This is a genomic window from Pseudomonas sp. GW823-FHT02E01 (assembly GCF_058797535.1).
Genome location: NZ_JBXAJS010000014.1, coordinates 41,308 through 53,999 on the forward strand (window position 1 = coordinate 41,308; position 12,692 = coordinate 53,999).

At 56.4% G+C, this 12,692-nt stretch carries 13 protein-coding genes and 2 pseudogenes; 3 read left to right on the forward strand and 12 right to left on the reverse strand.

The genetic code is table 11. The features are described 5' to 3' along the window. Positions 1-38: 38 nt before the first annotated feature. Positions 39-287, reverse strand: coding sequence for a hypothetical protein (locus tag AC1RDQ_RS26020; protein ID WP_492588490.1), 249 nt, complete (start codon positions 285-287; stop codon positions 39-41). Positions 288-388: 101 nt separating this feature from the next. Beyond that, entirely contained in the window at positions 389-532 is a 144-nt protein-coding gene (locus tag AC1RDQ_RS26025; protein WP_492588492.1) for a hypothetical protein, read from the reverse strand. A gap of 73 nt (positions 533-605) precedes the next feature. Here AC1RDQ_RS26025 and AC1RDQ_RS26030 point away from each other — a divergent pair. The 3 genes and pseudogenes from AC1RDQ_RS26030 to AC1RDQ_RS26040 form a co-directional block, all read left to right on the forward strand. Next, a pseudogene (locus tag AC1RDQ_RS26030) lies at positions 606-863 on the forward strand (hypothetical protein); the annotation flags it as partial. Beyond that, a pseudogene (locus AC1RDQ_RS26035) lies at positions 861-1,182 on the forward strand (site-specific integrase); the annotation flags it as partial. The pseudogenes AC1RDQ_RS26030 and AC1RDQ_RS26035, both read left to right, overlap by 3 nt. 591 nt (positions 1,183-1,773) lie before the next feature. Next, a complete protein-coding gene (locus tag AC1RDQ_RS26040; protein ID WP_492588493.1) occupies positions 1,774-3,201 on the forward strand; it encodes a GGDEF domain-containing protein in 1,428 nt (475 codons plus the stop codon). A gap of 512 nt (positions 3,202-3,713) precedes the next feature. Here the strand turns inward: AC1RDQ_RS26040 and AC1RDQ_RS26045 are convergent. The 10 genes from AC1RDQ_RS26045 to AC1RDQ_RS26090 all read right to left on the reverse strand — a co-directional run bounded on the left by AC1RDQ_RS26045 (position 3,714) and on the right by AC1RDQ_RS26090 (position 12,671). Then, entirely contained in the window at positions 3,714-4,766 is a 1,053-nt protein-coding gene (locus tag AC1RDQ_RS26045; protein ID WP_492588495.1) for an SCO family protein, read from the reverse strand. Between the two features lie 802 nt (positions 4,767-5,568). Next, positions 5,569-5,790, reverse strand: a complete 222-nt coding sequence (locus AC1RDQ_RS26050) for a hypothetical protein (RefSeq protein WP_492588497.1) — start codon at positions 5,788-5,790, stop codon at positions 5,569-5,571. Positions 5,791-5,969: 179 nt separating this feature from the next. After that, positions 5,970-6,419 carry a methyltransferase family protein gene (locus AC1RDQ_RS26055; protein ID WP_492588498.1) on the reverse strand — a complete coding sequence of 150 codons (450 nt, stop codon included), beginning with the start codon at positions 6,417-6,419 and terminating at the stop codon, positions 5,970-5,972. 4 nt (positions 6,420-6,423) lie between these two features. After that, positions 6,424-7,089 carry a DsbA family protein gene (locus AC1RDQ_RS26060; RefSeq protein ID WP_492588499.1) on the reverse strand — a complete coding sequence of 222 codons (666 nt, stop codon included), beginning with the start codon at positions 7,087-7,089 and terminating at the stop codon, positions 6,424-6,426. Positions 7,090-7,240: 151 nt separating this feature from the next. Continuing rightward, complete coding sequence (locus AC1RDQ_RS26065; protein ID WP_492588501.1) at positions 7,241-7,789, reverse strand: copper chaperone PCu(A)C; 549 nt, start codon at positions 7,787-7,789, stop codon at positions 7,241-7,243. Continuing rightward, the gene (locus tag AC1RDQ_RS26070) at positions 7,726-8,238 is read right to left on the reverse strand and encodes a TnsA endonuclease N-terminal domain-containing protein (protein WP_492588502.1); all 513 of its coding nucleotides are present in this window, start codon (positions 8,236-8,238) and stop codon (positions 7,726-7,728) included. The genes AC1RDQ_RS26065 and AC1RDQ_RS26070 overlap by 64 nt, the downstream gene beginning before the upstream one ends. A gap of 366 nt (positions 8,239-8,604) precedes the next feature. Continuing rightward, positions 8,605-8,946, reverse strand: a complete 342-nt coding sequence (locus AC1RDQ_RS26075; protein WP_492588503.1) for a DUF3703 domain-containing protein — start codon at positions 8,944-8,946, stop codon at positions 8,605-8,607. 14 nt (positions 8,947-8,960) lie between these two features. Further along, a complete protein-coding gene (locus AC1RDQ_RS26080) occupies positions 8,961-11,054 on the reverse strand; it encodes a heavy metal translocating P-type ATPase (protein ID WP_492588569.1) in 2,094 nt (697 codons plus the stop codon). A gap of 535 nt (positions 11,055-11,589) precedes the next feature. Next, on the reverse strand, positions 11,590-12,234 hold the full coding sequence (locus AC1RDQ_RS26085) for a DsbA family protein (protein WP_492588504.1): 645 nt from the start codon (positions 12,232-12,234) through the stop codon (positions 11,590-11,592). Further along, positions 12,231-12,671: a disulfide bond formation protein B gene (locus AC1RDQ_RS26090; protein WP_492588505.1), complete on the reverse strand. Its 441-nt coding sequence runs from the start codon at positions 12,669-12,671 to the stop codon at positions 12,231-12,233. Before AC1RDQ_RS26090 ends, AC1RDQ_RS26085 begins: the two co-directional genes overlap by 4 nt. Positions 12,672-12,692 lie beyond the last annotated feature (21 nt).

A 12,692-nucleotide genomic window follows, 5' to 3' on the forward strand; every position in this document is an offset into this window, starting at 1 on the left:
GCTCACGCCATCACCCGGCGTGAGCATGCGCTGATTACTCAGGTAAAGGCGAAGTCCGCCTCGGTGATGGCTGCCTGTGGGACGCCGGTCAACGTGATGCTTCCCACACCCGGCTGGCCAGTGACGGTTATGACGGCCTCGCCGAACTGTTCTCCAACAGTGAGATTCGCGAAGGTCAATCCGCTGGCGCTAGGGTTGATCAGGTCAGTGCCGCCCTCGAAGTCGGCGATAGTGTCCGTTCCCCAGAGGGAGGGAAAGTTCACTGCGAAACGTCCGCAGGGATTCATCGATGAGATCGTGGCAGCGCGGGTGGCGGCATGATCCTCTTACCAATAGCAGCCCCGCTCTACATGCTCTGGCTCATCTACAAGGGGCCGCGACGGTAAAGTCAGGGTCGCTTATTTCCCTTTGCCCAACCTGCAATCATCAGTACCAACCCAGGAATCCAAAGATCGGGCGCGGTGATAGCAACGCCGCAGATCGCCAGTGGCAGCCCAGTTAAAAACAACGGATTTCGAAACGCCTTTTCCATAGCATCAACTCCTTTAAGAACGTATCTCATTAAACCACAAACCCTACCGGTGAACGGCGGGCGAAGAATCTCTATGTCCAATCGAAGCGCGGCCCAAGTCGCGCCCGTCCCTCCCCGTTTTATCCGAGCCATGGATGCACCTGGCTACTTGGGAATGTGCCGGGATGTATTCAAAAAAACTGTCCGGCCGAACGTTCGCGAATTTCCCATAGGAAAACAGAGCGTTGGCTTCGACCGGATTGAGCTCGACCCGTGGGCGGACGTCTATATCGAAGCCATGGCAATTGAAAAGACCGCAAATCAGGACAGCAATCGCCCTCGCAGCGAGCGCCAGCCCGAACGCCGTAAACAGAAACAAGCGCAGCACAAAGATCACTGGACGAAGGTTGAAGAGAGGTATTTGACGCGAGCATTCAAAGAATGCCCGGGAGGCGTCGAACTGCTACGCAGGATGGAAAGAAGAAGAGATGCCGGGCTTTCACGAAGTGTGCGCGCTGTCGCTGCACCTGTACAAAAAAGCCGGAAAGGATGGACAGAAAATCGCTGGTCATGCGAGCGAAGGCATGACCAAAAACTACCAGCGGGACCACGAGGAAATCGTCTGGTCCGAGGCAATTCCGGACCTGAATATCAGCGAAATCACCGAGTAGTTTTGCGCCAGTTTTGTGCAGGTTTTGCGCAGGCACAAAAAAGCCGATCTAGCTGATCGGCTTAAGTGTCTGATTTTACTCAGGAATAATGGTCGGGACGGAGTGATTCGAACACTCGACCCCTAGCACCCCATGCTTGAAAATGGGCGCAATCCCCAGCATTTACTGAGTCTTCTACTGGCGCTCGCTGCAAACGGTGCCCTACGGCGCTCAATCGAAAATAGCAAATCCCCGAAAAAGTCCCCACACTTTTTCGGCCCCTTCCCGGCGTCCTGCCGACCATGCCTACGATGTACCGCTGCGCAGGGCTCTTGCAGAGATACAGATGTAGATAATTTGCAGAAAAACAGTAGAAAAGCTGGGCCTTCGTGCCAGGCAACAATCGGCTGTGGTCATTCGCAGGCGTCCAGGAAACCAGGGGCGATTCATTTTTACGTGTTTGTGCAGCAGAAATTGGCAAGGAGTCTAATATTGAAATGCCATAATTTGGTCCATCCCATATTTGCGTAATGATGCGAGGGACCGTTGGCAGGTGGGCGGCTCCAACACCGGACCGATGTTGGCTGAATGGATTTAACATTGGAGGGAACCATGAACAATCTCATCGCCACCGACGAGCCACCTGAAGCCGTTCGTCACATGGTCAAGGTTTACGCCTACTTGCTGCTCGCAGGATTTGCGTTAGTTCCGGCCTATCTGATTGGCTACTTATACTTTTTTCAGGACCCCACGCTTACATTCGATAACCACCTGCTCCATTTAGTTGCGATCACGACAGCTACCCTGGCCGGCTTGTTTGTTACGTACGTAACGTGGCGCTGCTATCAGTCATCGGGAGATCCGCTGCTACGATGGATGACGCTTGGGTTTCTCGGTTTTGTACTGATCTATGCGTTGCATGGTGCGTTCACCGGGCTAGCACACCACAATATCTGGCTCTTCCTGCTTTATGGACCGGCCTCTCGCCTGGTCATGTCGATTCTGCTGTTAGTCGGACTGCTGTCGTACCACCGCCCACCTGTTGCCGCGGACCAACGAATGAAGGCCCGCCCGTGGTTGACCTGGATAGGACTGTTCCTGCTGGTTGACGTGGCAGTGGCGTACGTCGCGAATTCGCCGATCGCCAGCAATCTTGCGGTGCGCCTATCAATGGAAGGTGGTGCCCTCGTTTTTTCCACATTGACCGTGACAATACTCCTGCTGCGCCGTATCCGTTCGCCGCTGATGACCATTTTTATCATCTCGGTCACCGCGTTCGCGCTGTCCTCTCTTGCCTTCATCCTTGCACGTCCGTGGAACCATATGTGGTGGTTCGCTCATGCGATCTTCGCCGGTGGATTCTTCATGTTGAGCTATGGGGTAGTGCAAGCGTTCCTCACCACGCGGTCGTTCTCGAAGATCTACAGCCAAGAGGAGTTGATGGTGCGTCTTGCCGAAGCGATGGCGTATACCGAGAGCGCCCTGCAGGAACTCCAGCGCACCAATCAAGAACTCGGACACCTTGCGGCGACCGATCCACTGACCGGCGCTGAGAATCGGCGTCGGTTCATGGAGCGGGTCGAAGTCGAAATTGGCCGGACCAAACGCGGCGGTGCGCCGTTCTCCGTGTTGGCACTCGATCTGGATAATTTCAAATCCATCAACGATCGCTTCGGGCATCAGGTTGGCGATGACATCCTGAAGAGTTTCGTGGAGAAATGCCTCGATTCGATCCGCCCATATGACGGTGTAGCCCGAGTGGGCGGGGAGGAATTCATGATACTGCTACCTCAGACTTCACTTGAAGGCGCGCACGAAATCGCTGAGCGTCTGCGAAGCACCGTTGCAAATAGTTCTTTTCATGGCCTGCAGCGCTCAACCGTGGTCACAGTGAGCATCGGCGTATCGCAATCCGGTCGCGATGGCGACACCATCGAGGCAATTCTGCGTACAGCCGATCAACGCCTGTATCACGCTAAACACGAAGGCCGTAACCGTGTGGTCACGACTATCAAAACCAGCCTCCAACCTATGCCCTGACCATCGTCTCGAAGTCGCCTTCAAGCCAGGCAGCAGTCGGCCAACTTCTGCCTTTGACCAACGGAAGCTTCGGGTCGTCTGCTGCCCGTCACGCCAGGCACACAGAATCAATCCTGGGAGCTGAGATCAGATTCATACTCGCCGTTGCTTAAGACGTTCATGATTACAATACAAGGGATCACTGGCAATTACCGGTGGTTTGAAATTCTGAAGCTACTTCAGCAGCCCTTTCACTGCCGCGTACGCAACCTTGAATGAACTCACTTCTTCCAAAGCGCGCCACCATCTACTGCCGATGGCCAGCTAGGCACCCCAGGGATACCTATGTACCGTCGAGGAGACTCCTCGCTCCTGCGCAGCAAGGTCACACAGCCGCTTAAGCATTGAACGGATAAGGCAGCGACCCCGGCTCTTTGGTTTACTCGAGGTGTCATACTAGAGCCCCTTTGGGCTCGACGTAAACCTCGAGCCCTTTAGCGAAAAAGTCACATGAGCACCGACCACCACTGGGTTTAATTACCCTGTTGCTGAACCTTGGGGCCAGCATGCTGATGAGATTCGTCATGAGTGTCCTGCACCACCCGCACCTCAGGCCGCAACCGCTCGGTTTCTTCTGCCAGATAGGTGAGCACGGCATTAGTATCTATTTCGCCCAAGCGCAGATTGGGCATCGCGATGCGGTTGTATTGCTCATACAACTGCATTGCGAGAACGTCTTTCTCGGCCAGCATCTGATCGGGCTCCTTGATCCAGCGCTTCAGCCATTGCGGGTCGCGCTGGCGGGTGACGCCGATCAGGTCTGGGCCGATGCTGCGCATTCCGGCGTTCTCGGTATCCCCCAAGGTATGGCAGGACGAGCAGCGTGTGCGGTAGATCTGTTCGCCAGCGCTTATCGGACGTACTTCAGGGGCACTGGCATAATCCTGGGGGCTGGTGCTGTTGCTGGCCTGTTTCCAGTTCTGCAGGGTATTGCCCAGGCGATCGGCCAGAATGTAGGGGTTCTCCATGGGCGAAGATTTCATCCAGCGGCCGGTGTTCTGATTGCCGATGATCATGCTCAGGTTGTGGTCCTTGTTGCGGCCGTTGTCGATGCCGTCGATGAACAGCCCCAGTTTCTTACGCAGTTCGGTGATGTCGTCCTTCTTACCGGTGAGGAACTGCCATCCGGGACCGATTCTGAATTTCTCAGTGTATTTCTTGAGCACTTCCGGCGTGTCGGTTTCCGGGTCGATGCTGATTGAGTAGAGGAATACATCTTTGCCGACCCGATCACCGAGGACTTTCTGTACCTGGAGCAGGCGTGCGGTTTCTAGCGGGCAGGAGTCGGTGCAGGAAGTGAAGATGAAGTTGATCGCCACCACCTTGTCCTTGATCAGGTCATCGAAAAAACGCACCTTCTGGCCGTCCTGATTGACCAGCTCTGTATTGGGGAAGTAGTCCCGTCCCCAAGGTGTGCTCGGGTCACTGTCTTCGGCAACGGCGGCCGACCAGCGCGTGATGCACAAGGTGAACAAGAGCAGCAGGCGGAGGAGTTTGATCAACATGGTCCAGCGTGAAGTGATCATGATTTGCGTCCTGTGCAGAGTACTGATGAATGCCTTCCACCCCACCTGTACGGGCTGGCGTGCAAGGTGATACAAATCAGCGGACCGAAATGGGCGCCGTGACCGACCGGAGGAGAAGTTGATCGCCACGGTCGGGGTCACCTACGGCCCGTTGCCGGTGGTGAGGACCGAGATCCGCCAGCGTGCTCCAGTGGCTGCAAGCGTCATCGTCGCCGTACCCAGATTGAGTGGTCCTCCGGTGGTCGCTGTGGTGATCGTTAGAGTCGTGCCGGACTGACGCATAGTCCATGCCAGCTGTGACGATACCCAGGAAACATGAAGAAAATTTCCTAAAGGCAAAGCCCTGGAGTCGATCGAGATCGGTCCGGTGGGCACCGGTCAGAAGTATGAAATTGGGGGCTTTTCCCCAGTATTGGGGGGGGGGTTGGGTTAACTCGCCCAGACCTCGTCCTGAGGTTCGAGCAAGTGGAGGGAGACGTTAATTGACCGCAATTGACACTGTCTTCGTCTGGCCTGAGGCGCGGTGAAGGTCAGAAATAAATTTTCTGAGCCGTGTGTGTTCCGGCTTCGGACCTCCCCTATGTCAACTGAAAATATTCCAGTGTCATAGCGGCAGTCCATAAAGGCGCTGTGATTATGCCGCCGACCATGGGTGCAGTAATGCGGCTCATGACCTCACTGCCAGTTCCGCTGCCCAACAGAATGGGCAGCAGGCCAGCAACAATTCGGCAATGATCTGCCGGCATCCCGGCATAGCTGGAACGTCTTGGTAAATCCAGCTCTGGCGGTGGGTCACTAAGAGCTAGTTCTGCAGGAGCGCTTTGTCCGATAGCATGGCGTCTCGCTCCAGGCTCTCGCTGACCAGGAAGTGAGTGGAAATGGGGCCAATGGCCAGTGCCACGGACACGGTGATTGCCAGACTGATCAGCGAGAACCAGCGCAGCAAGTTAAATGGCTGCGTGGGCGCAATCTCGCGTGCCTCTTCCGTCGCCCTGTAGCTCCCCCAGAATGCTGCAGCGTGCATGTGCGTCCCCCCCTGTGGATTCCGGACTTATAGCAGCGCCTTTTCAGGTTCACGGCGGCTTCTGCCTACCGGCCAAAAAACATGACTGATCGGAAGCTCGGCACGAACTGTATGAGCTATCGGCCCCAGAGGCGTTCACGAATCAACATTGGTGGAGAAGGTAGCGGCCTGCACTAGCCCTACAGCCACCTACGCACGCGCGTGCGATAAGCGGCGAAGTCTTCACCGAACAGGCTCGCCAGTGCCTGCTCCTCCGGACCAATTTGGAATCGATTCATGTAGAGCACGAACCCGACCACGCCCAGTAGGGCAACGGGTGAGGCGAGGTAGAACGCCCAGGCCACCAAGGCGATGGCAAACCCCAGATACATGGGGTTTCGCGTATGGCGGTATATGCCAGAGCTGACTAGGGCTGAGGCCGTTTCCGGCCTCAGCGGGTTGACGGTGGTTCTGGCGAGGCGGAACGACAGCACGCCGGCCAGGCACACGGCTGCCCCCATCAGCAGCACGGCAATCGCGGCGCCTAGGTGCCAGCCGGCAGTTGCAGCTTGGGGTGAAATCAACCACATCAGTCCCCCGAACAGGATGGCGACCAAGGGCGGCGGTACACGGTGCTCCAGCCAGTCCATGGTGTCAGTTCCTCGCTTGCTTGATTTCCGACAGCACCAGATTGCGCAGCGGTTCCGGACCGAACTCAACCAGCGGCTGGGCGTTGACGTAGAAGGTTGGATTGCCACGAATGCCGATCTTCTTGGCATCTTCCATATCGCGCTTTAGTACAGCATCGATGGCAGGGGAACCCATCTCGGCGCGAGCTTTCTCCACGTCCAGTCCCGCGCTGGCGGCGGCTTCCCAGGCTTTCAGCACTTGCGGGTCGTCATGCCATTCCGGCTGCGCGGCGAGCACCGCTTCGAGTACCTGTGGGTATAGGTTCTGCTTGCGCGAGGTTTCCAGGAGCCGCGCCACTTTTTCGGAACCCTTGTGGAACAGCACGTAGCGCATGACCAGGCGGACGTCGTTGGGGTTCTCGGCGAGTATCTCTTTGACGAACGGATGGAAAGCCTGGCAGGACTCGCAGGAGGGATCGAAGAATTCGACTATGGTCACCGGCGCGTTGGATGGACCGAAGGTTGGCGAATGGAAGCGTACCAGTGTGGCAGGCTCTTCAGTGGCGGACACAGCGGAAGCAGCAGAAGCCTCCTCTTCTTCTGAAATCTGGCGGTCGAAGTAGAGGACCGCCGCAGCAATTCCTATTAAGGCGATAAAGACGATTTCGAGTACGTCGAAACGTCGGCTCATAGGGTGGATCTCCGGGGAATGCTAGGGGATTGGTGATTTTTTTGGCTCGATTTCATTGCGCGACCGGCGACACCGCTGTGAAGGTGACTGGCAAGCTCTGGCCGTCCTCGAATTGCAAGGTGACTTCGACCTTATCGCCCAAGACCACCGGTTACCGGCGTTGCATCAGCATCAAGTCATAGCCGCCTGATGCGAAGTTAACCGTGGTGCCAGGGGCCACTTCCACCTTCTCGATGTGCTGCATGCTTGCGGTGCCGTTACCTCCGTCATACCCGAGACCCACACTAGAGCGGGCCTCGCGGCTCCGCTGTGGTAAGCCTAGTCCACAGCACTCAGGGAGAAGACCGCTGGGTGACAACCCTCTGCCCTGAAGCAGGTAGAGCGTGTTACTCGTCTCGAAAATGCAATCATGAGAAAAGTCAGTCTGAAAGCCGCTTCTGACCCATCCCCCGGCAGGAAACCGACCGCGCTCATCACGAACGACATTTAATGAGAGGAGCGCGGCAGGCTTCCCCCCTCGCTCCGTGAGCAGCCTAAGCTCAGCGCCACTGACCTCGACATCAAGGTAGAACCACTCTCGACCAATACAGTAGCGCTTACTGCCATTAATTTCACGAGCAAGCGAAACCAACGCTTCTACCGACAGCTCCACCCTCCCCATTCCCATAGATCGTGAATAGGTCCCCCCTTCCTCAACCATTCAAGGTTTCTGGTCACAGTGGTAGGAAGATTGTCTTCTGTCACAACACTCCAGTTTACCCCTTGGACCCTCCAATACTCTTCTTCAATCTCGAGCTTTTCCCACGTCCGTAATAGGTCTTCGCCACTAGTGACTTCTTGGTGCGGATTGACCGTACGCGCAACCAGCCTAGTCGAGCCATCTGGCTCGCGGATGGTGATCACAAAGTCTGTGGTCATCACAAAGGGGGACGTCTGTACCAAGCTACACGGGATATTTAATCCCCTTGGAAGAGGCGATAGCCTGAAGCGCGGGTACGGGAAACAGTGGAAATTGCTCCCGGATATCGACGACATGCTCGAAAAAATCCAGCTGCAGCCAAAAGGCGTATTCGAGATCTGAAAGTAGGTGGTAAACGCGGTCAACGATCGAACCGAGGACCTTATGAGATCGTCCACGGGATGGGACATCCTGGACTCTCAGCCAGGGCTGATAGCTCTCTCGCTCTCCCTGTCCCAGACCTTGTTTCACATAACGATCTACGTCGGCCTGCATTTTGATCCGGCGGCACATCACAGCAAACTCCCTAGCAATAGGAAGGCCTGCGCCCTCCCTTCAGGAATCCTCTAATCAACTCCTAGGAAATCCTGAGCAGGAGAGACAGCCGTAAGCCGAGTACGCATGGTATTGCATGTCATACACGACGGAGCGAGACCTGATGAACGGACAGACCAAAAAATGGCAAACCCTTCTATTTCAAGGGTTTGCCATTAAGTCCAGGGAACATCTGTGCACCTGAGTTTCAGGATTGTGGAGAAAAGAGTCACTGGGTTTCGCTAGTCTTCCCGTAATAGTTCCTCTAGCTCGGCGGACAGCGGCATGACGGAAAAAGCACTGACACGCGCTCTTCCCGTGTTGCCGACGGGCACCCAAATCCTGGAAAACAACAACGCGGCAAGGATACGAGGAAGCTGACCTGCAACCTCCCGCCAATCCTTCGTCAGCCACCCCAGGTTCAGCATCAGCCAATGAGATTTTGCGTGAGCCAGCGGCATACGCTGGGTGAGGATATGCGCACGCTCTAACCAACAGTAAGCCGCCTGAAAGTCTTGGGCCCTCATAGCGAGCCCAGCCTCATGGAACGCTTCGGTTATCGCGCTACGCAAAACCTCTTTCATGTCGACCTCCAACGCTACTTCTTCAGCAATCGCAGCCCGTTGAGCACCACCAGCAAGCTGACCCCGACGTCGGCGAAGACCGCCATCCACATGGTGGCCATCCCCATCAGGGTGAACACCAGGAACACGGCCTTGATGCCGAGGGCAAATCCGATGTTTTGCTTGAGGATCGAGGCGGTCTGCCGTGACAGGCGAACAAAGGCCGGAATCTTGCGCAGGTCATCATCCATCAACGCAACGTCGGCCGTTTCAATGGCGGTTCCCGTACCAGCAGCCGCCATAGCGAAACCGATCTGGGACTTCGCCAGCGCCGGTGCATCGTTTATCCCGTCACCGACCATCCCCACCACGTGGTTGCGGCTCTGCAACTCACTGATGGCCGCCAGTTTGTCGGCAGGCAGCAAGTTACCTCGCGGCTCATCAATGCCAACACGTTGAGCAATGGCCTCAGCCGTATGTGCGTTATCGCCAGTCAGCATCATGGTCTTGATGCCCAGTTCGTGCAGGTCCTTGATCGCGGTCTGGCTTGAGTCCTTCACGGTGTCGGCCACGGCAAACAAGGCGAAGACCTGAGTGGAGCTGGTCAATGCCACGACCGTTTTTCCCTGGCGCTCCAGTCGATTTAGTGAGGCTTCCAGTTGCGGCGTACCGAGGCCCAGCTCTTGGATCAGACGATGGTTTCCGAGGTGATAAAGCTGCCCCCCGATCAAGCCCTTCACCCCACGTCCAGGAATGGCTTCAAAGCTCTCCACCTGTTTGAACGTTGAGGCATCCAGCCCTTCGTGTTTGGCGATGGCCTGCGACACCGGGTGATCCGAGCGAGCCCCCAAACTGGCGGCAAGCAATTGAGGTGTAACGTCTGAAGGTTCGATCAGTGGCAGGTAATCGGTTTGAACCGGCTTGCCGTGGGTGATGGTGCCGGTTTTATCCAGTGCGATAAAACTCAGCTTGGCGCCAATTTCCAGGTAGACACCGCCCTTGACCAAAATGCCTTTACGGGCCGCTGCGGCCAGCCCGCTGACGATGGACACCGGTGTGGAAATGACCAATGCACATGGGCAAGCCACGACCAGAAGCACCAAGGCGCGATAGATCCAATCCGTCCATACCCCGCCCATGAACAAGGGTGGCAAGAGCGCAATGGCGAGGGCGAAGAAGAACACCCCCGGCGTATAAACCTTGGCGAACCTGTCGACGAACCGTTGGGTAGGTGCCCGTGAACTTTGGGCTTCTTCCACCGCGTGAATGATCCGGGCCAGCGTCGTATTGTTGGCCTCGGCCGTTACGCGGTACTCGAAGGAACCGGATTCATTGATGGTGCCGGCATAGACAGGATCATCGACCGCCTTCTCGATGGGCAGGCTTTCCCCCGTGATCGGTGCCTGATTGACGGTAGAGGTGCCAGAAACGACGTCACCATCCAGGCCAATACGCTCACCGGGACGCACCCGAACCAAAGCCCCGATCCCGACTGTCTTCACATCGACTTCCAGCCACGAGCCGTCGACCTGATGGACAGTTGCTCGTTCCGGCGTCAAATCCAACAAGCCTTTGATGGCATTACGGGCACGATCCAGCGACTTCGCCTCGATCATTTCGGCAATGGTGAACAGCACCATGACCATCGCCGCTTCTGGCCACTGCCCGATCAACACGGCGCCGGTTACCGCGATGCTCATCAAGGCATTGATGTTCAGGTTCAGGTGTTTGAGCGCAATCCAGCCCTTCTTGTACGTCGTCGGCCCACAGAGCGCGATGGCGAACAAGGCAACGACGGCAATCACCCATTCCGGGGCCGACTGGGTGAAGTGCAAGACTTCCGCACCTGCCGCTGCAGTACCGGACAGCGCTAACGGCCACCAACTACTTTTACGTGCTGGAGCTTGCGACTCGGCTTGCGCTGCATTGGAGTTAGATATCTTGCCATCAGCAGTCAACGGTTCCGCGTGCATGCCAAGCGATGACACAGCCGCTTCAATACCCAAGGTATCCGGCAGTTCGTGCCAGACACCCAGCGTGCGGTTCATCATGTTGAACTCGAGCTTTTGAATCCCGCTCATTCGAGCGAGCTTGCCCTCGATCATGGTCTGCTCGGAAGGGCAGCACATTTGTGCGATCCGGAAACTGCTGAAGCGAGTCGCATCCCCGGCCCACGCCTGAAGCTCCTCCCCCGCAAGTGACTTTGAATCAGATGGAGAGCAGCCCACTTCAGTAAAAAGATCGTTGTCGACCGACGCGACAGGTTTGCTCGGTTCGGCCAGGGCATGCAGAGTGGACGACGCAGTGTTGCTAGCGCAGCATGATTTGCCGCCGTCTTGCGCAGGAGCGCAGCAACTGGCGTCTTCTGGTTTGGACGGGGCCGAAATCAAGTCTGCGGCTTTCGGAGCACAACAGCTGCTCGTGGAATGAGTTTTGGCTACGCCGGGAGCGCTAGCCGTAGCGGCAGGTGCACAGCAACCCGAACCCGCGGACGGATCAAAAACTTCAACGCCGGCCTGAGTTTCAGGTGTTAGCTTGTCACCGCAACAGCTTTTCATAAGGCACTCCCAGCAGGATATGACGAAGAGTGAACACCCTATAGTCACTATAAGGTCAAGCACTTCGTGAAGCGCTTTGACCCGTTCTTAGCATCACTAACTGTGCTTATCGCGATTGGTTGATCTCGCTCCAAATCAGGTCATAGAGCTGCTGGGCACCGAAGTTGGTCAATGGCTTACCGTTGACAAAAAAGGTGGGCGTACCGCTTACACCAACCTTTTTCGCATCGACGGCGTCTCGTTCAATGGTTGCTGTGATCTCGGGAGACATCATGTCCTCGCGCGCCTTGGCCACATCCAGGCCTGCCTGACCGGCAGCGTCCCATGCCGCCATAGCCTTGGCGTCGTCATGCCATTGCGGCTGAGCCTCAAGGACAGCTTCCAGTACCGGCACAAACACGCCTTGTTTGCGCGCGGTTTCCAGAATCCGGATCGCCTCTTCAGAACCGACGTGAAGTTGCACATAGCGCAGCACCAACCGAACATCGCCCGGATGCTTGGACATCATCTTTTTAACAATGGGATAGAAGGCGCGGCAACTCTCACACGACGGATCGAAGAATTCGACAATGGTGACCCGTGCCTTGGCAGGGCCAAAGCTTGGCGAATTGAAACGCACCAGAGCACCAGCTTCCTGCACGGGTGCAGTCGCCTGGGGCACCGTGGAGGCGCGCTCATAAAAGAATGCAGCGACCGCGAAACCGATCACGGCGAGGACACTGACAGTTAGGACGATGATGCGTCGACTCATTGGGTAAATCTCCGGCGGATAAGAACAAGAAGAAGGATCAGCAGGCTGAATACACCCAGCGATAACAAAGGCAACGGCACGCCGCCGAGGATTGTCATGTCAGACCCGGAGCATGAAGGGCCGGCCCCACAGGGTTGGATGCTTTCAGAAATCAGTCCGAAATAAAGCAGGTTGTGATACAGGGCGACAAACCACCCCACAACGGTCAAAGGCAATGCATACCGCCAGACACCTGTGTCCGAAATGCAGCAAGCCACACCCAGCACAAGCACCAGAGGAAACATGAAGGCACGCTGAAACCAGCAAAGCACGCAGGGCTCCTGCCCCATGACTTCACCAACGAACAACACGGCGATGGTTGAAACAAGAGCCAGCAGCCAGGCACAGAGCAGGAGCGCCCAACCTCTGGATTGAGGCTGTTGATGTGAGGATTGCATCGGGTAATGCCTTTTTTAGAC

What these genes read in the sequence shown, in the direction of transcription:
- AC1RDQ_RS26020 (WP_492588490.1), bottom strand. Translation starts at nt 287, where the DNA reads ATGAATCCCTGCGGACGTTTCGCAGTGAACTTTCCCTCCCTCTGGGGA.
- AC1RDQ_RS26025 (WP_492588492.1), bottom strand. Translation starts at nt 532, where the DNA reads ATGGAAAAGGCGTTTCGAAATCCGTTGTTTTTAACTGGGCTGCCACTG.
- AC1RDQ_RS26040 (WP_492588493.1), top strand. Translation starts at nt 1,774, where the DNA reads ATGAACAATCTCATCGCCACCGACGAGCCACCTGAAGCCGTTCGTCAC.
- AC1RDQ_RS26045 (WP_492588495.1), bottom strand. Translation starts at nt 4,766, where the DNA reads ATGATCACTTCACGCTGGACCATGTTGATCAAACTCCTCCGCCTGCTG.
- AC1RDQ_RS26050 (WP_492588497.1), bottom strand. Translation starts at nt 5,790, where the DNA reads ATGCACGCTGCAGCATTCTGGGGGAGCTACAGGGCGACGGAAGAGGCA.
- AC1RDQ_RS26055 (WP_492588498.1), bottom strand. Translation starts at nt 6,419, where the DNA reads ATGGACTGGCTGGAGCACCGTGTACCGCCGCCCTTGGTCGCCATCCTG.
- AC1RDQ_RS26060 (WP_492588499.1), bottom strand. Translation starts at nt 7,089, where the DNA reads ATGAGCCGACGTTTCGACGTACTCGAAATCGTCTTTATCGCCTTAATA.
- AC1RDQ_RS26065 (WP_492588501.1), bottom strand. Translation starts at nt 7,789, where the DNA reads ATGGTTGAGGAAGGGGGGACCTATTCACGATCTATGGGAATGGGGAGG.
- AC1RDQ_RS26070 (WP_492588502.1), bottom strand. Translation starts at nt 8,238, where the DNA reads ATGTCCCATCCCGTGGACGATCTCATAAGGTCCTCGGTTCGATCGTTG.
- AC1RDQ_RS26075 (WP_492588503.1), bottom strand. Translation starts at nt 8,946, where the DNA reads ATGAAAGAGGTTTTGCGTAGCGCGATAACCGAAGCGTTCCATGAGGCT.
- AC1RDQ_RS26080 (WP_492588569.1), bottom strand. Translation starts at nt 11,054, where the DNA reads ATGTGCTGCCCTTCCGAGCAGACCATGATCGAGGGCAAGCTCGCTCGA.
- AC1RDQ_RS26085 (WP_492588504.1), bottom strand. Translation starts at nt 12,234, where the DNA reads ATGAGTCGACGCATCATCGTCCTAACTGTCAGTGTCCTCGCCGTGATC.
- AC1RDQ_RS26090 (WP_492588505.1), bottom strand. Translation starts at nt 12,671, where the DNA reads ATGCAATCCTCACATCAACAGCCTCAATCCAGAGGTTGGGCGCTCCTG.